This is a genomic window from Roseivivax lentus, from assembly GCF_900156805.1.
Classification (GTDB): Bacteria; Pseudomonadota; Alphaproteobacteria; order Rhodobacterales; family Rhodobacteraceae; genus Roseivivax; species Roseivivax lentus.
On sequence record NZ_FTOQ01000013.1, the window covers coordinates 75,839 to 98,617 of the forward strand.

At 59.2% G+C, this 22,779-nt stretch carries 15 protein-coding genes and 2 pseudogenes; 7 read left to right on the forward strand and 10 right to left on the reverse strand.

The features are described 5' to 3' along the window. Nucleotides 1–7: 7 nt before the first annotated feature. Genes BW990_RS16565 through BW990_RS16590 form a run of 6 tightly spaced genes read left to right on the forward strand, consistent with a single transcriptional unit; the run spans nt 8 to nt 5,069 of the window. Nucleotides 8–925 (forward strand): branched-chain amino acid ABC transporter permease, encoded by a 918-nt coding sequence (locus BW990_RS16565; protein WP_076449772.1) that lies wholly within the window; start codon nt 8–10, stop codon nt 923–925. Continuing rightward, nucleotides 925–1,917, forward strand: coding sequence for a branched-chain amino acid ABC transporter permease (locus BW990_RS16570; protein ID WP_076449773.1), 993 nt, complete (start codon nt 925–927; stop codon nt 1,915–1,917). Before BW990_RS16565 ends, BW990_RS16570 begins: the two co-directional genes overlap by 1 nt. After that, nucleotides 1,914–2,666 carry an ABC transporter ATP-binding protein gene (locus BW990_RS16575; protein WP_076449774.1) on the forward strand — a complete coding sequence of 251 codons (753 nt, stop codon included), beginning with the start codon at nt 1,914–1,916 and terminating at the stop codon, nt 2,664–2,666. The genes BW990_RS16570 and BW990_RS16575 overlap by 4 nt, the downstream gene beginning before the upstream one ends. Next, the gene (locus tag BW990_RS16580) at nt 2,666–3,355 is read left to right on the forward strand and encodes an ABC transporter ATP-binding protein (protein ID WP_076449775.1); all 690 of its coding nucleotides are present in this window, start codon (nt 2,666–2,668) and stop codon (nt 3,353–3,355) included. Before BW990_RS16575 ends, BW990_RS16580 begins: the two co-directional genes overlap by 1 nt. Nucleotides 3,356–3,373: 18 nt before the next feature. After that, complete coding sequence (locus tag BW990_RS16585) at nt 3,374–3,829, forward strand: cupin domain-containing protein (RefSeq protein WP_076449776.1); 456 nt, start codon at nt 3,374–3,376, stop codon at nt 3,827–3,829. A gap of 4 nt (nt 3,830–3,833) precedes the next feature. Beyond that, complete coding sequence (locus BW990_RS16590; protein WP_076449777.1) at nt 3,834–5,069, forward strand: flavin-dependent oxidoreductase; 1,236 nt, start codon at nt 3,834–3,836, stop codon at nt 5,067–5,069. 958 nt (nt 5,070–6,027) lie between these two features. Here BW990_RS16590 and BW990_RS16595 read toward each other — a convergent pair. The 5 genes and pseudogenes from BW990_RS16595 to BW990_RS16610 form a co-directional block, all read right to left on the reverse strand. After that, on the reverse strand, nt 6,028–7,320 hold the full coding sequence (locus BW990_RS16595; protein WP_076449778.1) for an HlyD family type I secretion periplasmic adaptor subunit: 1,293 nt from the start codon (nt 7,318–7,320) through the stop codon (nt 6,028–6,030). Further along, nucleotides 7,317–8,996, reverse strand: coding sequence for a type I secretion system permease/ATPase (locus BW990_RS16600; RefSeq protein ID WP_268794344.1), 1,680 nt, complete (start codon nt 8,994–8,996; stop codon nt 7,317–7,319). Before BW990_RS16600 ends, BW990_RS16595 begins: the two co-directional genes overlap by 4 nt. Nucleotides 8,997–9,454: 458 nt before the next feature. Further along, complete coding sequence (locus tag BW990_RS16605) at nt 9,455–11,797, reverse strand: LamG-like jellyroll fold domain-containing protein (RefSeq protein WP_076449779.1); 2,343 nt, start codon at nt 11,795–11,797, stop codon at nt 9,455–9,457. 494 nt (nt 11,798–12,291) lie between these two features. Beyond that, nucleotides 12,292–12,438 (reverse strand): annotated as a pseudogene (locus BW990_RS22565) (IS3 family transposase); the annotation flags it as partial. Between the two features lie 412 nt (nt 12,439–12,850). Further along, on the reverse strand, nt 12,851–14,074 hold the full coding sequence (locus tag BW990_RS16610) for a Coenzyme F420 hydrogenase/dehydrogenase, beta subunit C-terminal domain (RefSeq protein WP_076449780.1): 1,224 nt from the start codon (nt 14,072–14,074) through the stop codon (nt 12,851–12,853). Between the two features lie 1,453 nt (nt 14,075–15,527). Here BW990_RS16610 and BW990_RS16620 point away from each other — a divergent pair. Continuing rightward, on the forward strand, nt 15,528–16,697 hold the full coding sequence (locus BW990_RS16620) for a right-handed parallel beta-helix repeat-containing protein (protein ID WP_076449783.1): 1,170 nt from the start codon (nt 15,528–15,530) through the stop codon (nt 16,695–16,697). A 223-nt stretch (nt 16,698–16,920) separates the two neighbouring features. On the opposite strand, the gene BW990_RS21570 is transcribed toward BW990_RS16620, so the two are convergent. The 5 genes and pseudogenes from BW990_RS21570 to BW990_RS22570 all read right to left on the reverse strand — a co-directional run. Continuing rightward, nucleotides 16,921–17,304 (reverse strand): hypothetical protein, encoded by a 384-nt coding sequence (locus BW990_RS21570; protein WP_143526253.1) that lies wholly within the window; start codon nt 17,302–17,304, stop codon nt 16,921–16,923. A 1,144-nt stretch (nt 17,305–18,448) separates the two neighbouring features. Beyond that, entirely contained in the window at nt 18,449–19,870 is a 1,422-nt protein-coding gene (locus BW990_RS16630; RefSeq protein ID WP_143526254.1) for an O-antigen ligase family protein, read from the reverse strand. A 100-nt stretch (nt 19,871–19,970) separates the two neighbouring features. Then, the gene (locus tag BW990_RS16635) at nt 19,971–20,906 is read right to left on the reverse strand and encodes a glycosyltransferase family 2 protein (protein WP_234990287.1); all 936 of its coding nucleotides are present in this window, start codon (nt 20,904–20,906) and stop codon (nt 19,971–19,973) included. Between the two features lie 241 nt (nt 20,907–21,147). Then, the gene (locus tag BW990_RS16640; RefSeq protein ID WP_083950677.1) at nt 21,148–21,999 is read right to left on the reverse strand and encodes a glycosyltransferase family 2 protein; all 852 of its coding nucleotides are present in this window, start codon (nt 21,997–21,999) and stop codon (nt 21,148–21,150) included. Between the two features lie 247 nt (nt 22,000–22,246). Further along, a pseudogene (locus BW990_RS22570) lies at nt 22,247–22,766 on the reverse strand (IS3 family transposase); the annotation flags it as partial. Nucleotides 22,767–22,779: the final 13 nt, after the last annotated feature.

The window sequence follows — 22,779 nt, forward strand, 5'->3', positions numbered from 1 at the left end:
CCGCACCATGACCAATCTCTTCGTGCTGCAGCTTCTGAACGGCGTTCAGCTGGGCGTTCTGCTCTTTCTGATCGCCGCCGGGCTGACGCTCGTCTTCGGGATCATGGATGTGGTCAACCTCGCCCATGGCGTCCTCTACATGGTGGGCGCCTACCTGATCGCGACCTTCGCGGCGCTCACGGGCTCTTTCTGGTGGGGGCTTCTGCTGATGTTCCCCGCCGCCATCGTCGTGGGCCTCGTCCTCGAGGTTCTCGTGATCCGAAGGCTCTACGCCCGCTCGCATCTCGACCAGGTGCTGGCGACCTTCGGGCTGGTGATGATCGCCAACGAGGCGGTGAAGATCATCTGGGGCGTGTCGCCGCTCTCGGTGCCGATGCCTGAGCTGCTGTCCGGGTCGGTGCCGCTGATGGGGCCGCTGCAATACCCGGTCTACCGGATCGCGATCATCGCGGCGGGCCTTGCCGTGGCGCTCGGGCTTTACGTCGTGGTCAACCACACGCGGATCGGCATGCTGCTGAGGGCGGGGGCCACGAACCGCACGATGGTCTCGGCACTCGGGATCGACATCGGCAAGCTCTTCGCCATCGTCTTCACCATGGGCGGCGTGCTGGCCTGTTTCGCGGGTGCGCTGGTGGCGCCGATCCTGTCTGTCGATACAGGCATGGGGGAGAGCGTGCTGATCCTGACCTTCGTCGTGGTGGTGATCGGCGGCATCGGGTCCGTGAAGGGCGCCTTCTTCGGCGCGATCCTCGTTGCGGTCGTGGACACGGTGGGCGGCGTCTTCGGGCCCATCTGGCTGCGTTCCGTGCTCGATCCGTCGGCGGCGGGGCAGGTGGGGCGGATGCTGGCGCCGATGCTGGTCTACATCCTCATGGCCGTGATCCTGTTCGCCAAACCCGCCGGATTGTTCGGAGGGCGCGGCTGATGGCGGAGACCACGCTGACCGACACTCGCCCCGCGCGCCGTCCCATGGCCGGGCGGGTGCGCGCCGCGATGATCCTCTTCGCGATCTTCGCCGCGCTGCCGCCGGTGGCCGCGGCCATCGACGATCCGTTCCTCGTGCTCATCGGTACGCGAATCCTGGCCTATGCGATCGCCGCGCTCGCGCTCGACCTGATCCTGGGCTACGGCGCGATGGTGTCCTTTGGGCATGCGGCCTATCTGGGCTTCGGCACCTATGCCGTTGCGGTCCTGTCGAGCTACGGCATCAACGACATCTTCCTGCAGGTGGCAGCGGCGATGATCGTCTCCGCGCTCTTTGCGCTCGTCACGGGCGCGATCTCGCTGCGCACGACGGGCGTCTATTTCATCATGATCACGCTCGCCTTCGGGCAGATGGCGTATTTCTTCTTCGTCTCGCTCTCGGCCTATGGGGGCGATGACGGCTACGGGCTGAGGCAGCGTTCCACCGTGCTGGGCAGCGACATGCTCGAGAACGACTTCACGCTCTATTACGCGACGCTCGTGGTGCTGATCGGGCTGTTCTGGCTTTGCCACCGCATCGTCGGGTCGCGCTTCGGGCGGGTGCTCACGGGCATCCGCGAAAACCGCGTGCGGATGGAGGCGATCGGCTATGCGCCCTTCCGCTACCAGCTGACGGCCTTCGTCATCTCGGGCTGTCTGACCTCGGTCGCGGGCGTGTTCCTTGCCAACCAGGCGGAGTTCGTGTCGCCCGCCTTCGTGTCCTGGCACCGCTCGGGCGAGCTTATCGTCATGGTCGTGCTCGGCGGCATCGGCACGCTGACCGGCGCCATCGGCGGCGCGGTCGCGGTGCTGCTGCTCGAAGAGGTGCTGGGTTCGCTGACCGAGCATTGGAAGCTGTGGTTCGGCCTCTTCCTCGTGCTCATGGTGCTCTATTCGCCGCACGGGATTACCGGCGTCTTCAAGAAGCTGGGCCTCGGGGGGACGAAGCAATGAGCCGCCTCGAGATCCGTCACCTGCAGAAGGCGTTCGGTGCCCTGAAGGTCACCGACGACGTGTCGCTGATTGTGGAGCCCGGCGAGCTGCATGCCATCATCGGGCCGAACGGCGCGGGGAAAACCACCTTCATCGCGCAGCTTTCCGGGCAGTTGCCGTCGGATTCCGGGGATATCCTGCTCGACGGGCAAAGCCTGATGGCCCGCAGCATGGCCGAGCGCGTGCATCTGGGCCTCGCGCGGTCGTTCCAGATCACCTCCATCCTGCCGCGCTTCACGGTGCTGGAAAACGTGGCGCTGGCGGTGCAAGCGCGGATGGGCAGCAGTTTCCGGTTCTTCGCGCCGGTGGCCGAGGAGGCCGCGCTGAACGAGACCGCGATGACGGTGCTGGCCGAGGCGGGCCTCGAGGATCGGGCGGAGGTGATGGCCTCCGCACTCAGTCACGGCGAACACCGCCGGCTCGAGCTGGCCATCGCGCTGGCCACCGAGCCGCAGATTCTGCTGCTGGACGAGCCTCTCGCCGGTGTGGGGGGCGAGGATGCGGAGGCCTTCGTCGCGCGGCTGAAGCGGCTGAAGGGCAAGATCACCATGGTGCTGATCGAGCATGACATGGACGCGGTGTTCCAGCTCGCCGACCGGGTGTCGGTGCTGGTCTACGGCAAGATCATCGCGACGGGCACGCCCGACGCGGTCCGGCGCGACCCCAAGGTGCGCGAAGCCTATCTTGGCGAAGAAGAGGAGGCCGCCTGATGCTGCGCGTCGAAGGCCTCGAGGCGGCGTACGGCGACAGCCGCATCCTCTTCGGCATCGACCTGCAGGTGGGCAAGGGCGAGGTCGTCACGCTGCTGGGCCGCAACGGCATGGGCAAGACCACTACCATCAAGTCGATCTTCGGCCTGCTGAAGCCGCGCGCCGGCACGGTTCAGGTGAACGGCGAGGACCTGACCGGGGCGGAGCCGCACAAGATCGCCCATGCGGGCCTCGGCCTCGTGCCCGAGGGACGGCAGATTTTCCCGACCTTGAACGTACACGAGAACCTCGTCGCCACGGCGCGGCCCGGCGGCAAATGGACCGCCCCGCGCATCTACGAATTGTTCCCCCGCCTCGAGGAGCGGCGCCGCAACATGGGCAGTCAGCTGTCGGGCGGCGAACAGCAGATGCTGGCCATCGGCCGCGCGCTGATGACGAACCCGCGGCTGATCGTTCTCGACGAGGCGACCGAAGGGCTCGCGCCGCTCATCCGGGCCGATATCTGGGCGGTGCTCGCGAAACTGAAGGCGGAGGGCGAGGCCATCCTCGTGATCGACAAGAATGTCGACGCGCTGACCAAATTCGCCGATCGTCACGTGGTGATCGAAAAGGGCCAGGTGGTCTGGACCGGCACCAATACCGAGATCCTCGCGACCCCCGAGGTCAAGGATCGCTTCCTGCACGTCTGATCCTGAGGAGGACACCCCATGACCATGTTGCCCGGCGTCACCAAGGCCAATTCCGGCATCGACGACATCACCTGGAACATCCTCGGCCAGACCTACGTGCCGAAACAGCATTGCGAAGCGTCGATGTCCTGGCATGCCTCCCTGCCCAAGGGGACCTTCGTGCCGCCGCATATCCATCCGACGCAGGACGAGTTCATCTATGTCCTCGAGGGCCGCTTCGATCTTCTGCTGAACGGGGTCGAGGCCTATGCCGAGCCGGGCGATCTGATCCGCCTGCCGCGCGGCATCCCGCACGGGATCTTCAACAAGACCGACACGACGATCAAATGCTTGTTCTGGGTCGCGCCGACGCGGCGGCTCTACGATCTCTTCTGGGCGCTGCACAATCTCGGACCCGAGGCGAACCCCGCCGATGTCGTGGCCCTCTCGGCCCAGCACGAGGTCGATTTCCTGCCGCCTCCCGAGGAGGGCTGAGCGCATGCGCGTCCTGATCGCGGGGGCCGGGATCGGCGGGCTGACCACGGCGCTGATGCTGCATGCACGCGGCATTCCGGTCACGCTGTACGAGGCCGCGCGCGAGGTAAGGGAAGTGGGTGTCGGGATCAACGTGCTGCCCCACGCGATCAAGGAGCTGGACGCGCTGGGGCTGTTGCCCGCGCTCGACAAGGTGGGCATCCGCACCCGCAAGCTGACCTATCTCACCCGGCAGGGGCAGGAGGTCTGGTCCGAGCTGCGCGGCATGCATGCGGGCCACGACGTGCCGCAATTCTCGATCCATCGCGGGCGGTTGCAGAAGGCCATCTTCGACGCGGTGATCGAGCGGCTTGGCCCGGAGGCGGTGCGCACCGGCCGCAAGCTCGCGGGCTTCGTGCAGGACGAATCCGGCGTGACCGCGCATTTCACCGACAATGTCGAAGGAGGGGCGGGGCAGACGGATCGCGGCGAGATCCTGATCTGCGCCGATGGCATTCATTCGGCAGGGCGCCGGGTCTTCTATCCCAACGAAGGTCCGCCGTCCTGGCAGGGCGTGGTGATGTGGCGCGGGGCCGCCGAGTGGCCGGTCTGGGGCGATGGCGAGAGCATGGCCATCGGTGGCGGTCTCGGCGGCAAGTTCGTGCTCTATCCCATCGCGCCCGCCGAGAAGGGCCGGCAGTTGACGAACTGGGTCGTGAACGTGCGGATCAAGGACCCTGCCGTGTCGCCCCCGCCGCCCGACAACTGGTCCCGGCAGGTGCCGCTGGCGCAGGTTCTGCCGCATGGGCTGCGCTTCAACGTGCCCGGCATGGATATCGGCGGGCTGATCCGCGCGACGCCCGCGATCTACGAATACCCCATGGCCGACCGCGACCCGCTGCCGCGCTGGACCTTCGGGCGCGTCACGCTTCTGGGCGATGCGGCGCATCCGATGTATCCCGTCGGATCGAACGGCGCGAGCCAGGCGATCCTCGATGCGCGCTGCCTCGCGGACGCGCTGGCCCGGTCCGAACATCCGCGCGCCGCCCTTTGGGTCTACGAGAAGGAGCGGCTGCCGAAGACGGCGGAGGTCGTGCGCACCAATCGCGTCGGCGGTCCGGAACGGGTGATCGACGAGGTGGAGAAGCGCGCGCCCGCGGGCTTCCGCGATATCGACCACGTGATCGATTACGAGACCCGCAAGGCCATCGTGGGCGGCTACGCGGCGATGGCCGGATATTCGGCAGTCAAGCGCGGCTGAGATCGGCGGTAAGAAAGATGGCCACGGTCGCGGCGGGGTGATCCGACCTTGCCGCCGCAAAAGCCGACCAAAGTTGCCCTGCATGTATTAATGGGCAGCTCACAATTGTCTCTTCGGCGCTGTATCGGAAGGTTCGCCTCGACCAAATTAAGGAGGGCGTAAGCAAGAGGGCGATTGCATGAAATGTTGCGATCTCGCGCGACAGTTTAGACAAAGTGATCCTTTTTTCGATTCCGCCCGGTTATCGCGGTCAGCACCGATCCCGCGCCTGAAGTTGGACGGGTTCACTGGGAATAATGATCAGTGGCTTACCTAGGGTCGGGGCCGGTCTTGAAAGCAGCGCCGCACGCCCAAGTGTCTCATCGAACGGGTCCGTGACGCGCATCAATTTGCGGGTGGTTACACAATCACCAACGGCTAGGCTGCGGAACATGGCGACGACACAGGGAGATGTACGGTCTGAGTAATGTGTAACGGTGCGGTGTTAGAGCCCGGAGCCTCGGGGAGTCCAAGGCTTTATCAGGTGTCTACCGCGGGCGGCTTGATGCTTGGATCGTCGGCTACGCGGGCGACGGTTTCAAGGCTCGTTTGTCGCCGTGCCCTGCTGCCGGTTTCGTGGACACGAAGATTAGATCATTACCGTGTAACTGGAGAGTTGGATATGACGAGACGAAAACTCAGCCGCAAGTTCAAGATCTAGGCGGTGAAGCTGATGACCGAGCAGACCGCGCGCAAGATCTACCGCAGCGGCGATGCCGCCCGCGCCAATGTGTTCGACCACATCGAGCGCTGATACGATCCTAAGCGACGCCATTCCAAGCTGAGCTACCTAAGCCGCCGTATTGTTCGAGGACCGAGGTATGCGAACCAAAACTGCTTTCCATGAAATCGGCAGCAGGCCAGAGGCTTGGATCAGAAAAGGGATCAGCTCCCATATTGAAACCCGTCGAAATGCCTTTCATGCCTCGCGAAAAGCACGGGTCATGTAATCTGTGAGCGGCTTGAGCAGGTAGGAGAGCGGTGTGCGCGCGCCAGTGCGCAGGAACGCCTCCGCGGGCATACCGGGCACGAGCGTGGTGCCCTCCGGCAGATCGCCAGCGTCAAAGGCAATCTCGGCACGGTAATAGGACAAACCAGCATCGCGATCAGTCAGCGCATCGGCCGAGACCCAGAGCACCTCACCGTCGATATTAGGGGTGAGACGCTGGTCGAGAGCCGACAGTCGCAATGTCACCGGTTGTCCCGGCCAAACACGATCAATGTCGGACGGCGCAATCCGGGCCATGACACGGAACTTTTCCCCACGCGGCACCAGCGTCATCATTGGGTCTCGCGGACCAATCACGGCGCGCTCGGCAGTCACACGCAGATCGTGCACAGTGCCGGAAATCGGCGCTACGATCTCGAGCCTGCGGCGGTCCTCGGCGAGAGCGGCGCGCTGCGCCTCCAGCAGGCGGGTCTGCGCGCGGGTCTCGCGCAGCTCTGCAATGATCTCGGCGAGGCGTTCGCCTTTTACTCGCGCTGCCTCGGCGGAGATTTCGTCAATCTGGGTGGCTGTGGAACTCGCGCGGGCTTCAAGTGCCTCAAGCTGGGCATCGAGTTGAGCCTCGGTTCGACGGAGGCCCCTTACGCGGCTCATTTGCACGAGGCCTTGATCGAGCAGGCTTTGCTGGTCAATAAGCTCCTCGTCAACGATTTCGCTTTCGATGAGCAGACCGCGACGCTCGGTTTCGATCGCTCGCAGATCGTCTGCAAGCCTGGATCGAACTAACTCGCGCTGCTCCTCGGCGCGTACCAATGCTGCAGCGCGGGCGGCGAACAGGCGTTTCTGACCCGCCATCAGTTCAGCCACGTCGGGGTCCGCATCGCCGCGCGCTGTAAGCGCGTCATCAAAGACAAGGTCATCCGCCCCATCCCGCTCGGCTTCGAGCCGCGCGCGCCGGGCGAGATACTCGAAATACTGGCTATCCGCCTCGGCGATCTCGGCATCGATGCGGGTCGAGTCGAAGCGCAGTATGGTCTGCCCTGCCTCTACGCTGTCACCCTCGCGCACCGGCACCGCTGACACGACCCCACCCTCAGGATGCTGGACGATGATTTCATCGGCATCGACCTCGATCACGGCGGAGGCGATAACAGCGCCTTCGATCTGCGCATATGCCGCCCAGCCGCCGATGCCCGCGCCCAGGAGCAAGACGGCAGACAGGCCCGCCAAAATAACCGGGCGGAGGGAATAGGACGGCGTGGTCATTTTTTTGCTCCCCCGCCGGTCGCGGTCACGGCCTTCAGGTCGGCATGGTTGGCAACCCTTGCGCGCAGCACCTCTTCCCGCGGCCCGAAGGCCTCGCGCTGGCCATTCTTGAGCATCAGCAATAGGTCGCACTCGGAGATGGCGGAGGGGCGATGCGCCATGATGATCGCTGCTCCGTCACGCGCCTTGATCGACCGGATGGCAGCGTTGAGCGCCTGTCCGCCCGGATGATCGAGATGGGCGTCGGGCTCGTCCAGGATAAGTAGAACCGGATCGCCGTATAGCGCACGTGCCAGGCCGACCCGCTGCACTTGCCCGCCCGAAAGCGGCGCGCCCGGGGCGGTGATCGGCGTCTCGTAGCCCTGAGGTAGTTGCAAGATCATGTCATGTACGCCCGCAGCCTTCGCTGCTTTCAAGACCGCTTCGGGGTCTGGGTTTGCGTCCATTCTGGCGATGTTATCAGCGACGGTCCCGTCGAAGAGCGCAACACGCTGCGGCAGGTAACCGATAAGACGCCCCAATCTTTCGTCTTCGTAGCGGTCAAGACGAGCTCCACCGAGCCGGATATCGCCAAGCCGCGTGGGCCAGAGACCGACAAGCGCCCGGGCGAGCGTGGTTTTGCCTGCACCTGAAGGCCCGATCACGCCTAGCGCTTGGCCGGGAGCCACCTCGAAGCTGACACCGCGCAAGGTCGGTTCCGGCTGGCCCGGCGGCAGGACGGTGACATTCTGTGCCTCGAGCTTGGCCTTTGGGTGAGGCAGTGCAAGAAGCTCCGGAGTGGGTGGACGGTTCGAAATGGCCTCTCGCAGCGATTTCCAAGCGGCAAGTGCGCTCGATAACAGCCGCCATTGCCCGATGACCGTCTCGATGGGAGCGAGCGCCCTGCCCATCAGGATCGAGGCTGCGATCATTGCGCCGGGACTCAACTCACCCTGGATCGCAAGATAAGCCCCAAGGCCGAGCATGGCCGATTGCAGAAATAGCCGCATCGCTCGCGCAGTCGCGGTGAAGCCGCCGACCCTATCAGTCAGTGCGACGTGACCTTCCAACCCGGTATCGCGGACCTGTCGCCAGCGCTCGGCAAGCGAGCCGCGCATACCGAGAGCGAAGATCGTCTCACGCTCGGACTTGGCCTGTATCTCCATGCGCTGGCTGCGCTGAGAATTGACAGCCACTGCCTGTTCGCGAGACCGCGTCAACCAACGTTGCGACAGTGCGATGAGCACCAGCAATGTCCCTCCGACGGTGGCAAGGATACCGAGCCATGGATGAAAAAGGGCGATCACGAACAGAAACAGGGGCGTCCAGGGAATGTCGAAGATCGCTGCCGCCGCGGTCGAGGACAGCCCTCGGGTCATCGAGGACAGCGCCTCAGGCCCCGGTGTCTGGCCCTTCCCCTGCGGACCGTCGGGGTCAAGCGCCACGCGAAAAGCTAGAGGATCGAGCCGCGTCTGCATCTGTCCCGCGATCCGGCCGAGTGCGCGGGAGCGAAAAGCATCCAGAAGGCCCATCGCTGCATAAAGGAAAATTGCCAGGAGCGACATCGCCACCAGCGTCTCCACCGAACCGGATCCCAGCACACGATCATAGATCTGCAACATGTAGAGCGGGCCGGTGAACATCAGGATGTTGATCACCGATGAGAATAGCGCAACGGCCAGAAGGCCGCGCCTCACTGCGCGATTTGCGGCTTGAAGAGTTTGTATCTCTTGCGAAATCAAGATCGAGGTTCCTAAACTTTATATGGCTAGTTTGTTCCGATGACCCGGTCATTTCCTGTGGGAAACAGACCACTTAGATCAACTAGACAATTGCGCAGCGACGCAGGGTCAAGGTCATGTTGACGCAGCTAAGAAAGCTCTAAATTCCCGTCATCGGCCACGCATTACGTACTCTCCCAGAACTCTCAAGCAGCGCTCCTCTACCTGCTGCCGCACCAAGGTCGAGGCATGCGGAATTTCTCTACTATGTCGAATCTAGCCACGGTAGAACTCTCGAAATGCACGTGCCTTCCGGCAGTGAAGAGTCTGCCACAAAAGACTTCTGACGGGAAGCGATTGCGGAAAGGCTTCTCTGCGCTCCGCTTGCCATTGCGCAGAAAAGCCTTTCCAAGAGATTCCTCTCCACCAACATGTTAGATGAAGAAATCGTAGTCGTTTGCCTCCACGATCCCGACCTCATTGGAAACGGAATACTCTAGTGTTTCCAAGGTATTGTCATAGACCGTCGCATCGCTGATCGTACCTTGGAAGCTCGCGACAAAGCCCGCCGCCTGGTCCGCGCTGGCCCAGCCAAGGCCACCCCATTGCAGATGCTGCTGGTTTTGCGTCCAGTCTATCACCAGGTCGGTGGTTGAGACCTGTTCGCCATTGACCCAGAGTTCACCACCGTCAGGGCCGAAGGTCACCGCCACGGCGTAGGTTGTTCCCGCCTCGATGTCATCAAGGGTCATGTATGCTTCGCTTCCGGCATCCTGCAGGCGTATCACAAGAGTGTTGCCCTTAAGAAAGGCGGCAAAGTGATGACCGCCGCCGGCGTATCCGCTGGCGTCCTTGGCGACGAGGCCCTGCAAACCGGCGACGTCGTCTGCCGTGAAAGAGAAAGCAACCGTACCGGAGGATATCTCCAGCTCGGAGCTGTGTGCCATTTCAAACACGTCCCCCGCGTCCGCGATCGTCAGCTCACCCGGCAGACTGAAGACGGCTCCTTCGTTCGGATCGAGGTCGAGCTCAGGTTGCGGATCGGGCCCCGGCTGAGGAACCTGCTCGGGCTCCGGCTGAGGAACCGGCTCAGGCAGCGAGGTATTGTCATAAACCGTCGCATCGCTGATCGTGCCTTGGAAGTTCGCGACATAGCCCGCCGCCTGGTCCGCGCTGGCCCAGCCAAGGCCACCCCATTGCAGATGCTGCTGGTTTTGCGTCCAGTCCATCACCAGCTCGGTGGTCGAGACCTGTTCGCCATTGACCCAGAGTTCACCGCCGTCAGGCCCGAACGTGATTGCCACGGCGTAGGTCTTTCCCGCCTCGATGCCATCAAGGCTCAGGTAGGCGTCGCTGGCGGCATCCTGTAGGCGGACCATCAGGGTGTTGCCTTGCAGGTAGGCGGCAAAATGGTGACCGCCGCCGACATATCCGCTGGCGTCCTTGGCGACCAGGCCCTGCACGCCGGCGACATCGTCTGCCGTGAAAGAGAACGCAACCGTGCCGGAAGATATCTCCAGCTCGGCGCTGTGTGCCATTTCGAACACGTCCCCCGCATCCGCGATCGTGAGCTCACCCGGCAGGCTGAAGACGGTGCCTTCCGCCGGATCGAGGTCGGGCTGCGGTTGCGGATCGGGCTCGGACTCCGGTTGCGGATCGGGGTCCGGCTGCGGAACCGGCTGGGGCACCCAGGTGTCGCCGTTCAACAATTCCATCAGCCGCTCATAGGCCCCGTATTGCTCGGCCAATGAGCCGGCGAGCGGGACGAGGTCTTGCAGCGTCACCCCGAGGCCGGTCTCTGCGTTGGGGAAATAGTCGCTGTAGTGATGGGCTTGGTTGGGCTGGTCATGCTGAACGTACAGGTTGCCGCCGCTCACCTTGCCGTCATATCCGGTGGCCGAGATGATATTGCCGGTGACCGTGGCACCGTCAGGGCTCTGGATGACCGTTGCCTTGTGTACCAGATCGGGCGCGTTCAACACGGTGTTGTCACGGATCGTGACGTTCGCGCCGGAATAGAGGGTGATCCCGTGAAGCATCCCGGTATAGAGGATGTTCTGCTCGATCAGCACGTTGTTGTAGCTGCCGTCGGCCATGAAGATGGCTTGGGTCGTGCCGATGTTGCCGGCGAGGGAAACGTTGCCGCGAATGGTGATGTTCTCGGACGAGCCCTGGAACTGAATGAAGTCGACATGGGCGGTCGGCGACGGAAAGTTCGACGTCGGCCCGATGTTGTTCTCGATCAGGACGCCATTGACGCCGGCAAACTTCATGGTGTCGTTGCCAAGCCGGTCGAAATGGTTGCCGACAACCTCGATGTTGTCGCTGCCCAAGGCCACGAAGCCGTTCTTCACGTCGTGGACCTCGTCCTCCTCGATGCGGATGTTCCGCACATTGCCGCCGGTATAGATGCCGTAATGGCCCTGGAACTCGTTGTAATTCGTGCTGGTCGTGACGGAGCCGTTCACCTCTGAGTTCGAAAACACGATGTCATGGCTGTTGCCGTCGATATTGACCACTTTCGACGAAGCGGCGCCGTTCGACGGGTTGTCCACGTGCACGCTGTCTATGGCGAGAAAGCTGGACCCGACGATGTCGATCTGATCGAACACAGCGGGGTTGTCCGGATCCGCCGAACGCACCGTGACATAGCCGCTGTAGTTGTAGCCATTGAAGTCGAACGATCCGTAATCGCCCGCCGCGAGGACGATTTCATCGCCGGCCTGTGCGGATGCCAGCGCATTTTCAAGCTGCGCGCGCGTTGTTACGCTGATCATGCCCAAATCCACTTTTGCTGCATCACGATGGTTTGCTTGGCGGAGCAGCCCGATACGACTTCAGTCGTCGAGCGGCGGAAATTCGTCGTGTTAACGCCCTGCATCAGAGAGTGTCCTTTTTTCTTTTCCCGTACGGTCACACCCGGGAGGTGACGGGCTCTTCGAGTCGCCCATTGTCGCAGACCACTACGATTTTTGCGTTTACAATCAGTTACCCGCAGAGACACACCTCCGGCAGTCCAGCCCCCATCCCGGGGCGGACACGTCACGGCGTGATCTGTTCGATTACTCGCTACTGCGTTATTCGTTGCCTGCCCGGGCCGCCTACCAACGCGTCGAGAGATGGACAACACGATGACAAGCGGACGCAGATTTTCGGGCAGAAACTCGCCGAAGAGGAGAGTTCTAGGTCAGTTCGGCGCACGAGTTGGACTTTGCGGCAATGGTTGTGGTCTTCCTTCGAGGCTGCGGACTAAGAGCTCAGGTGCTGAGGCCTGCCCGGCCTCCACGAATATTTTCGACCAAGAATAGCAAAGGCTCTCAGCGCTGCCCTCGGGCCGATAGAGCGCGGCAAGGCTCTCCTCGCCGCGCAGACCGGCCAGGACAACCCTGATCTTCTCCTCGGTCGAATAGCGCTTGCGGCGCTAACGCTTTGTACGCATGACCAGCTTGTCTCCGGTATCATTCGAGGCTCCGGGGCTCTTTTTCATCTTCGCTCCTCAGTGGCTTCGACGAACCGGAAATCCTCTGTTGCTCAAGATCCTGAATCTGTCCGATGCGTGCTGATGTCAGACAAAATCGACGGAATGGAGCCCTTCGCCTATCTCGCGGCGGGGGCGAGGCGGTTGCCACAGGGCATCCCGCAAACCGGCCCGACGCTTTGCTACCCTGGAACTGCAAGCCGTCAACCTGAACTCCGGTGGTGCGTAGACGCCGCTTGCATCGCTCTCTCCGCAATCGTCATACAGTTGGCCATGGGTCCGGAGCCTAGGCCAGATCGCCGTCCGCATGTCTCACTGGAACTCGCTGAAAACAGATTTCAGGGCCGATCGGTCAGAGACGTCCGAGGAAACCACGCCGGAGCGTTCCAAAGAAATTTCGAACGGAGGCGCGCATTCCTGCTTTGCGAGCATTTGCAAGCAGGTGAAAGCCTCGATACTCCGGAATAGGTCGACCTAGAAGCCTCAGTGCCGCCATCCTGACTAGCGTGAGGCGGCGCTTGCTGGTCTGCCCCGGCTGCATTCCTTCCAACATGCCGACGTCAAAAGGCGTGAGCGCTAGCCTTCCAGCAGCTTCTGCCGAGCGTACCAGCGCATGGCCGCGCTCCGTGCGGGCCATGACCAAGCTTATTCCATCGCGTTCCTCGAAAACCGGGTAACCCTTTGCATTGGTTTCCCACGCGTCGGCAAAGACAACATCGGCGGCCCCCCCGGTCCCGTCGGGGCAGATCTTGCACCGCGCCTGCACGTGTCGCGACAGCACGCCGCCCCAACTTTCAGAATAGCTCAGCTTGGCCGTTTGACCGTTTCGCAGCGTTGCCGTGGCATTTCCCGGCCAACCATTGCCACGATACCGAAACCGCACGACATCCGACTCCTCCAACCCCATCTTCGCGAGCACCTCGCGGGCGCCCGCATGGCTCGGCACGCCGGCGCAGAAAAACGATAGCATCCACGGAATGCGCAGTGCGATCCGTGGATCGTCGCGCGCCATTGCGCGTAGCGCGGCTACATCACAAGGTTTTCCAACAAAGACATGCCGCAGCTCGCTTTCGAGCAACGGCCCGACATTGGCCAGCGGCGCAGAGGGAGCATAACGAGATCCGGCGTGCTTGATTACTTCGGCGGATGTCGTGCTTACGACCGAGCGGTTCGCGAATGGCACTTCATTGTCGGCGCCGACTTGTAAGACGCGGTCAACCTCGCCGCTTTCCAGAAGGTGCACCAGCAGCGCTGAAAGTGCTCCGCCCGAGGAGGCCTTGTGGCGAAGTGCGGGGTCTCGCGAAAACCCGGTGTAAAGTTCTACGTACGGTCCCCAAAGCGGATCATCGCTTCGTTTGTCCGGCTCAATTGCGATCCCAAGTCCCGGACAGACACTACTAATGCGGGCGTCTTCTTCTGGCGCGACCTCATCAAGTACAACCGGCCGCAGAAAGCCCGGGTCGACAAGCTGCATTTCGATGGCGGTGGGTGCTATTGCTGCGCAGGCCCCGCAGCCGCTGCACAGATTTCCATCCGCGACCTTCTTAAGTGCGATAGAGCCCCCTTTTGCGGTCATGGGCGCATTTCCAACGTCGAGCCTATCAGACCAACCGTGGTGGCCTCATGTTGGAACGCCTCATATAGGCCTGCAAACTTGCGGCTATAAGCCATCGGCAGAACAGGTACGTCGGTTGAAAAGGCTGTAATAAAAGCTTGCATGTGCGTCGGCGACCAAATCCATTCTGGAAAAATACAACTTTGCCTCATAATGATCAAAGAATTAGGGCGACTTTCAAACAAGAGAAATCCCCGGCTCGCCTGAAGCTTACGCGGTAGGCGTCCTCGACTTCGATGGTGTCGGGGAAGATACGCGGTACCCGATTAACCTCGAGATCGTCACCTGCTGCCAGCCGACGAAGCAGGTTCTGTATAACCGAGTTGTCGGGATCGCAAAGTTCAAACGTGCTGCTGGGATTGTATCCATCTTCGAGCAGAAGGTCTGAATCGTTCGGATCGGTCCGCGTAGTTCTTACCGGTTTCCATCCATCGCCAGTCTGGAGAAATCGCAGCGCTACGTCGCTGGCAGAGATTAGCGTCGCTGCGATGCTCCGCCTCGCGCAAGAGATAAATAGAATAATCGTCCCTCACTGCGACGAGAGGGGACTTCAGTATCATCAACAATAATGCATGATGTGACCAAGCCCGTTCTCATGGCTCAAAGTCTTCGGCGCTATTTCCAGCGGGCGACGCCGGGCGATTTTCATGGCTTTGATGGCCAGAATTGTCAGAGCCCTCTTAGCATCGTAGATGTCCGTGGAACTATGACCTGCGCAAATTTCCATCACTTTGTCGCAGCGGCGCAGATAGTCAGCGGGTCTACCTGCCGGTTTAAAAACCCTCAAGGGGCAAATCTACTTCCTCAAGGTCCTGTCCCTGAAGGTAGGGCGGACGCATATCAGTCCAGCCAAGGCGGGAGAAATTCGGTTGCCACGCCAATCAATGCAGTCCCCTGCACAACTGTACGCTCAGGCTTGATTTGGCTTGTAAAAGATCAAAACGATGAAAGCGACCAGAGGCCAAACCATACAAAGCAAGTAGCCCATGACAACGTCGAAGGGCTTGTTCTGACCTCGTCGCTTCTGCTCCCCGTAGGTGAGTATTAGGGCGACAACAACGCTTGCAAGATAGACAGAAGTGATGGATGACCAAAGAGCCATGATCAACTCCCCTTCGCAAAATTTGCCAGATCGCATGGCTTAGGTTAGAAATTTAAACGCAGATACAAATTGTGTTTTAGTGTAGCACTGTTTCCCTTGGGGAAACAAGTCTGCTCTGCAGCGGTTCATCGGTGAGCCAAGGCGGTCGTCGGGGCCAAATCGACAAAAAGGGACTATCCCATGGCATGTCAGCCAGAGAACCGAGGACGAAGGACGCCTGGATCGAAATCCGTCTGTTTCAAAGCTCACCGATGCTTTAGCGTTGGAGACGCTCAGGGCACACCATCGGGAGAAATCCGGCATGCGCCAAAGGTGATATCGGTCGCGGGTCTGGCGGCGCTGCTTCTTTCTTGTATGATTTCGGCTCTGCATGCTCAGAATTTCCGCGATGGGTTGAGCGCTCAACTTCTAGATGAGCTGGCGAAGGCGAAGGGCGGCGAGACCATCGTCTTGGCCGACGGGAATTACGGCGCGCTCCATATCGTTGACCGCGCGTTCCCGGCCTATGTGACATTAAAGTCTGCAAACACCCACGGCGCCGTATTCGATAGCATCATTATTGATAACTCCCGTTTTGTTCGCATCGATGGCGTGCACGTCAGCAATTCGAGTAACGGCGCTGCTTCATCGGCCGTGGTCGCTGTCGTCGGGGGAAGCAGTGACGTGGAAATAATAAATAGCGAAATAAATGGACTTGTTGATAGCGATTATAATGGTTTCCATGGACTTTATTCTAACGGTCGCGCGAAAAGGATCACTTTTGCAAATAATTATGTCCACGATGTCAAGAATGGCGGGACGTTTATTGACACGACCGATCTTAAGGTGATCGGTAACAAAATTGACTACATTGGAAACGATAGCTTCAAATTTCTCAGCGTGACCGATGTAAAAATCGAGAATAATATTGGTGCGACTAATTTGTTTCCTTCCGAAAACGCGCATCTTGACTTTATCCAATTTCAAGGTGGAGACTCATCCGACGTTGTCATCCGCGGAAATATTTTCCTGCCCAGCACACGGGCTGACGTGCAAGGCATCTTCCTCGCCGACGCGCATTATTCTAATGTGCTGATTGAACAGAACATTATCGTAACAGGGATGATTCGGGGAATTTCGGTAACCAGCGGTACTGATGTAGTTGCGAAGAACAATACCGTTTTGCACGTGAAGGGGAGGGGCAGTAAAGCGACGTTCATTATCGTGGATGGAAAGAGTTACGGAAATATCCAAAGCTCTTACATTGGGCATTCCGGGCTTGGACTGATGGATGGAAATCTGAACATACAATCGACCGATCCAAATTCTGAGTGGCACTATGGCAGATATTTCGCCAATGCAGACCGAGGATTAGGCATTACAATCAGTGATCTGGCGCCAGTTTCTGGCTCAGCCGTTGAAAATTTTGGGGCGTACGACCGGCTTGTCGAGGCATTGGCACATAGCCTTGGCGACGCAAAAGGTCCAAGGATCACTCCCTAGACTAGTCGGTCCGAATCCGGTGCAACCTGCGTACAAGACAGTCGGCACGGGCGCAGCGAAGAATCCACTTAGAAGAATAGAAAAGTGGAATTTTTTAGATTGAGTTCATTCCAAGGAATAATTGGCTTTTTGCAGTCGGTCGAGCGATTTCTAGCTGGATAATTCGCATAATTGACCCCTGAAGCCTTCACCGTTCCCTGACCTAACGCGATGAACCGCCTTCCTACCGATCCGCGGTAATTGTAGCTGGAAAAGTGAAGGAGAGGAGCATCTGATGAACATCAAGGTTCTGGGCATCGGTCCGGGCAAGATGTTTTGCAGTCCAGCTAGGTTGGACGATGCGTGCGCGGTCGTTTCCGCAAGCGCCCTTAACGACATCAGTTTTTTGGATTTCCAGCACGTCCTGTCGACTTGTGTTGCGGTCATGTAAGCCTGTGGCGGCGCGCATCACATCAGGCGTTTCCGCCAGCAGCAAAACCATGAGACAAGGCTGAAGTTGCCGCTTTATGTGTGGCTCAAAGTTAAGGTCAACAAGAACGGCGATTATGACGCGGAAGCGATGATCAAGGCTGCGAACTCCCGCAACCACGCCTTTCGTCGCGGTCAAATCTAAAGAGCAGCTTGACCTTCAAGCATTGCGCAGCGCAATGAATTGGCTGGTGACGGACAGGACGGGTCTGTTAAACAAAGCTGTGGATTTTGAATGGAGTGTGGCCTGTTTGTCGGAACCGGACGTCATGTGTTTTAGGAGGAACTGAAGAGATTAGCGGCTGAAGGTGGCGGCGATCTATCACCGCAAATCTTCCTGATGTTGGGTGACATGGCGGCCGACTTGAGCGAGATCAATCGACTTGTTGCGGTCATGGATGTCGATATCAGCCACCTGGCCAGCAATGACGAGGACCTGCGCCGCCTGAAAATAGACCCGGCGTCGACCAGACTATTGCTACGGCTCTTATGGTCGCCATCGGCACCAGCTCAAGCCGTGCCAATGGACTGATCTTGCGGCGTGACTCGGACTGATTCCACAGAAGATCACGCCCTGCGGCCAGGCTAAGCTCATCGGCAACTTCAAGCAGAGAAAACCTAATCGCGAAGCCTCTTCATTCACGGCGCACGAACGGTGCTGCATCGTGTTTGTGCTTAGAGCGGAGGGCTCACCGAATGGGCTCACCTAACGGACTCATGTAAATGTTACCGCGGTCGCGATGCCCGACAAGCTGACCAGCAATGCTTGGGCTGTATCGACGAAGGGTGATCGATACCGCACCGAGGCATTGGCCGCGGCGTAGATTAAAGAGAAAGGACAAAAAACCGAATCTGAGAATGATGAGGGGATGGAACATCGATCGATGGGCGTCTTGTCAGTCTGATGTGGAGCGTAGCCGCCGAGTGCCAATGACCTTTTGAACGAGGCCATGTTTCGCGACATGGCCCACGCACGATTCGCAATCCAAGCCTGCGCGGAAGATCGCAATGAAGAGAGACTGCGTTGTGCTCGTGGCGACCAAACCTCCAAAGCCGTTGTTCGAGGACCTTTTAACCACAACCCACAGCCGCGCTGCGTTGCACAAAAGCTCCGCGCCGCTCTTGGTTGCTCCGACCGCGCCAAACGACGTATTATCCTTCAGGGTTCCAATTCCGGCTTGGTGAAAGCTCGGTAGCGACTCAATTTCACGCTACGAATAGTTGCAGCAGACCTGCGTCCTTCGCCGACAGAATTCATTCACGTGTACGACAGGATCCGATCGTTACCTTCCGGTGCCTCCCCTGGCTGAAAACCGCGAGTAGCGCCCGGTCGTGCCGCCCTGGCGAGCAGGGTTTGAGCCTACAGGGCCATTCGGGATAGCCCTACGCGTCAAATTCAAATGGTTCTTAACCCGCGGCACGTCTCCAGCCTTGTCGTCAGGAATTGGCCGCGCCGTATCGGTAAGAAGCCAAGAACTGGCGCCTAGCAAAAGCAGGAATAAAACATAGACAACTTTCCAATAGTGAACGGTCCAGCCGGCCAGGTAAAATCCGACAAGTGAAATGAGAATTCCTGTTCGATACGTTTGCGCTCTTTCGCTCAGGCCCTTTTTCAGCATCACCATCACAAACATACCGAGGAATGCAACGTGCATGAGTATCCCGGCTGGCAGGCCGTATTTAACGGCTGGTACGAGCCAGAACATGTCCATGCTGCCGCTCATCCACCACGGGCGAAACCAATCACCTGTAATGCCAGTCCCTAATATCGGGTTCTGCTTTACGTTAATGACCCCGAATTCCCAAATACGGATTCTATTGTATGCTGTTGCTGGATTGAAAGCAAAATAGGTTAGGAACAACTCTGGCACAGAACGGTTGGCCGCGATTGCAAGGCCGGTCCATAAGAGGGAAACTCCGGAAACCAGTACCAACCAGCGCTTCTTGAAACCTGCGAGGACACGATCCCAGAGGATCAGCCCGAGTTGAGCCACCATCGCTGTAATCGGCCCAGAGGACAACGACAGGAAAATAGAGAGGCCAACAAGCGAAGGCCTGAATGCCCTCATGAAAGGCGAGGATTTGTGACCTAGGACGTAATAGGATATCCCAAAACAGGCCCCGCAAAAGGTGCCATAGAGGATGGGGTGATAAAATGTCAAAGCCACGCGATCAAGACCCCAGCGAGGCTCCTTCATCACGTCGGCGTAAGATGGCCAGACGCGGTTTGCGAACTCCAGCAGGATGTTGCGGCCGGTGAGGCTCTCATGGATCGCGAATGGCAACATGACCAATATCATCAGGAACAAAAGCCGGGCTAATGCAAAAAAGCCGTCAGCGTCCCGAACTAGACAACGTCCAACCAGATAAGCACCGAAAGTCTCGATAAGATTGATACCAGCAGACTCGGTGGCAACGGATGGCCCGTCTCGGATGAATGTGCTGAGGCTCATCCAGAGGCAGTACAGCAGCAGAGCATAATCCGGTAAAATCTTCGGCCCTGCACCCCCTCTCAACCAAATAATCAAGCAAGGTAGGAATACGCCCAGCAAAACGATACGATCGGCCGTCAGGAGCAACGGTCCAATCGGGAAAAAGAAGGGAACGGCCAGCGACAAGAGAAGCAACGTGACCGGCCAAGTCGGTCTACCGAACCGTGTGCCGACCGCAGACTGCGGGTGCGCTGCTTCTATGATATTGGCCAACCTCAGTAACCTCCCAAGCCTGAAAAGGAGTAGCAAAGCGCTTCTCTGCAGCTGGCGCTCGCGTCTAGTCGAGAGTCGAGCCGATTATTGCATATACGGCTCATTGAACCTGCGAATACCCTCCACGCCATTCAGAACGCGCTTTCCAAACGTCAGTCCAAGCGAGCTGTGTCGCCTTCCATTTCGGCTTGCGAAACATTGCCCACAATATTCTCGCGCCGACCATCCGGGATAGTGGCCAACAGGTTAGCAAGAGAACGCCCGGCGCTCGTTGCCACTCTGGAAAATATCGATGGATCAACGTAACCTTGGCTTTAAGCAGCATGATAAGCTTGTTCGCCCGAACCTTTGTCGAGGCGCCGACATAGTGAACGATTTCGGCATCAGGGGTGATACGAGGATGGGCTCCAATCGCACGAGCTCGCAGGCACAGATCGGCCTCTTCACCATACATCGTAAATGCTGGATCGAAACCGCCAAGCTGATTCCACAAGTCTCGCTCAATCAAAAATAGACAACCTGAGACGATATCGACTGCGCGTTCGGTATCTCGCGGCCAGCCTCCATAACCCTCAGGGTTGAAGAGGGCGCTATCGCGGAACAGGCTTGTAAGGCCAAACGCTTGGCAGGTGACGCTCCAAAGGGTCATCCGACCCCAACAGTTCGTTGGGTTCAGGCTCTGATCGCCGTAAAGTGTGCGCCCGCCCCAGATACGCGCCTCGGGTCTGGACCCGGCGAAGCTTACAAGCTTATCGATGGCGCCGTTGAGAACGACGGTATCCGGGTTCAACAACAGCAAGTACTTGCCCGAGACTTGTCCGGCAGCGATATTGTTGGCCTTTGCGAACCCGTGGTTGACTTCGCTGGCAATCAATTTTGTTTCCGGAAATTCGTCGGCTATAGCCTGCGCGGACCCGTCGGACGACGCATTGTCATAGACAATAAGCTCAAAACCACATTTGGTTTCGGTCAAGATCGACCTGATGCATTCGAGTGTCATATCTTTGGTGTTATAGCTGACCACCACGATCGACACGACTGCGTGTTGGGCTTGCGTCTGGGACCTATTCATGACTGTGGCGCTCTGCAGGGCACGGCCCACTCTGGCTGATTTTCGAGTTGATAATTCAACGTTTGAATCAAAACCTCCAATATATTCGTACTGCTGTATGAGCTTCGGTTTGTACGCCCGCGCACACAATGATTCGTTCCCGTCCGCCCATGCTTCAAGCCGCGACAAGGTCGACCAAAGCCGGCGCTGAGGATCATGCTCGTACTCAAATGTCGAATCCGGCGGCCTGCTTGAGCATCCAGCCCATACGCTGGAAGCGTTGCCGAGCCAGCGTGATCAGTGCGCGCATACGTTCGGCATGATCCAGTTTTGGCGATCGCAAGACCCTTGAGGCGTGAACGACTATGCTTGCCGGCATGGCCAACGCCCGCAGCGCCCATCGCAGCCTGGCTCTTGGACTGCAGCCATTCAGTCCAAAACTTTCTCTGGTCAGGCGGCGCCACTTGCACTTCAGAGTCGGCCAGTCGCTGCGGGAAGGATGACCCACACTGAGCGTCGGTTCGAAGACAAGTGAAAACCCAGCGGCGCGGGCCCGTTGACACCAGTCGAAATCCTCAGAGAGGCCGTCACGGAACCCGCCTATTGTGTCAAAGACTCCCCGATGCGTGAGCAGATTTCCGGACCCCGAAAAGCCGAGATTCTCTATGTAGTGTTGGAAATCAAATGCAAAAACGGTTTCAAAGGCTTCAGCGCCAGAGCGGGGAGGGGCCGTCTCATCGAAGATTGTAACCTTTCCACCGACAAGGTCTGCTCGATGACATGTACGAAGGCCTGTCTCGACCCAGTTGGGAGCCGGTACGCAATCGCTGTCGATAAAAAAAATGCGATGTGCCTTGGTTTCGAAAACTCCCCGGTTGCGGGCATGGGCAGCGCCTTTTCGAGGCTCGATTACGAGATGGATCGGCGCAGGGACTTCCGGTGGACGAGGTGAGTTATTGTCCACGACGATTACATGGATACCTTCACGAAGCTGCGGCATGAGCGCGCGCAAACAACGAGAGAGGCGTATCTCGTCATTGTAGTGCGGTATAATGATTGCAACTTCATGACTCGGCATCCGCGGGCTCCGATCAGGTATCAACTAATGAGTGTGTGAACAATTGATGGCGAAGGTTGGAATTACTGTGTTCCTTCCAGAACGCATTGCGGCTCACTCTCGCCGACAAGCTACGGATGATGCCGGTGCTCTATTGCTTGATCATGTGAGACTTCTGAAGCCGGTAGATTAATTGGTATTCCTCAGGCAAATCTGACTTCTAATATTCATTGCCTAGTATGCGCCGAAAAAGTCAGGGCGCAAGCTGCTTGAGCGCGGCATGGCGGACGAGGGTCAGCACTCGGAACCAGAACATGATCACCGCGGCCAAGCCAGCATCTCGCAGGAGAGCCGCAATGCGCCGTCAGCCATAACGACCGTATTGTGATGCCAGCGCAATGACGTCTGCGGTGAGAGCGTCCTTGTTGGGACGCGCTCGCGGCACCTTACGCAGGGTAGATCCTTGCTGGCTGAGCACAAAACACGCAAACCGCTCCGATACTCGGAACTTTTGCCGGAAATGGTCTACACAGTCACGGTGATGGGTAGGGCTTGGTAGTTTCCAGAGGCGGCCCACCTCAGATCAGTTTCTCGAGCGTGAGATCCGGCGCTGCCTTGTTGAGCCACTCGTTCCCTGCTCCAGCTGCTTAGCCTCATCGGTCTTCAGGCCATCATACGCCTCGCGCCGACGGGAGTAGGTGAACTGCGTCACGCCGATCGAGCGCACCGACTCGGCCACGGATCGACCTTGCGACACGAACATCGACCTGTCGCGGTCTCGCGACAATCTCTTCGGGCTAT

What these genes read in the sequence shown, in the direction of transcription:
- BW990_RS16580 (WP_076449775.1), top strand. Translation starts at nt 2,666, where the DNA reads ATGCTGCGCGTCGAAGGCCTCGAGGCGGCGTACGGCGACAGCCGCATC.
- BW990_RS16570 (WP_076449773.1), top strand. Translation starts at nt 925, where the DNA reads ATGGCGGAGACCACGCTGACCGACACTCGCCCCGCGCGCCGTCCCATG.
- BW990_RS16565 (WP_076449772.1), top strand. Translation starts at nt 8, where the DNA reads ATGACCAATCTCTTCGTGCTGCAGCTTCTGAACGGCGTTCAGCTGGGC.
- BW990_RS16585 (WP_076449776.1), top strand. Translation starts at nt 3,374, where the DNA reads ATGACCATGTTGCCCGGCGTCACCAAGGCCAATTCCGGCATCGACGAC.
- BW990_RS16605 (WP_076449779.1), bottom strand. Translation starts at nt 11,797, where the DNA reads ATGATCAGCGTAACAACGCGCGCGCAGCTTGAAAATGCGCTGGCATCC.
- BW990_RS16610 (WP_076449780.1), bottom strand. Translation starts at nt 14,074, where the DNA reads ATGACCGCAAAAGGGGGCTCTATCGCACTTAAGAAGGTCGCGGATGGA.
- BW990_RS16590 (WP_076449777.1), top strand. Translation starts at nt 3,834, where the DNA reads ATGCGCGTCCTGATCGCGGGGGCCGGGATCGGCGGGCTGACCACGGCG.
- BW990_RS16575 (WP_076449774.1), top strand. Translation starts at nt 1,914, where the DNA reads ATGAGCCGCCTCGAGATCCGTCACCTGCAGAAGGCGTTCGGTGCCCTG.
- BW990_RS16595 (WP_076449778.1), bottom strand. Translation starts at nt 7,320, where the DNA reads ATGACCACGCCGTCCTATTCCCTCCGCCCGGTTATTTTGGCGGGCCTG.
- BW990_RS16640 (WP_083950677.1), bottom strand. Translation starts at nt 21,999, where the DNA reads ATGCCGAGTCATGAAGTTGCAATCATTATACCGCACTACAATGACGAG.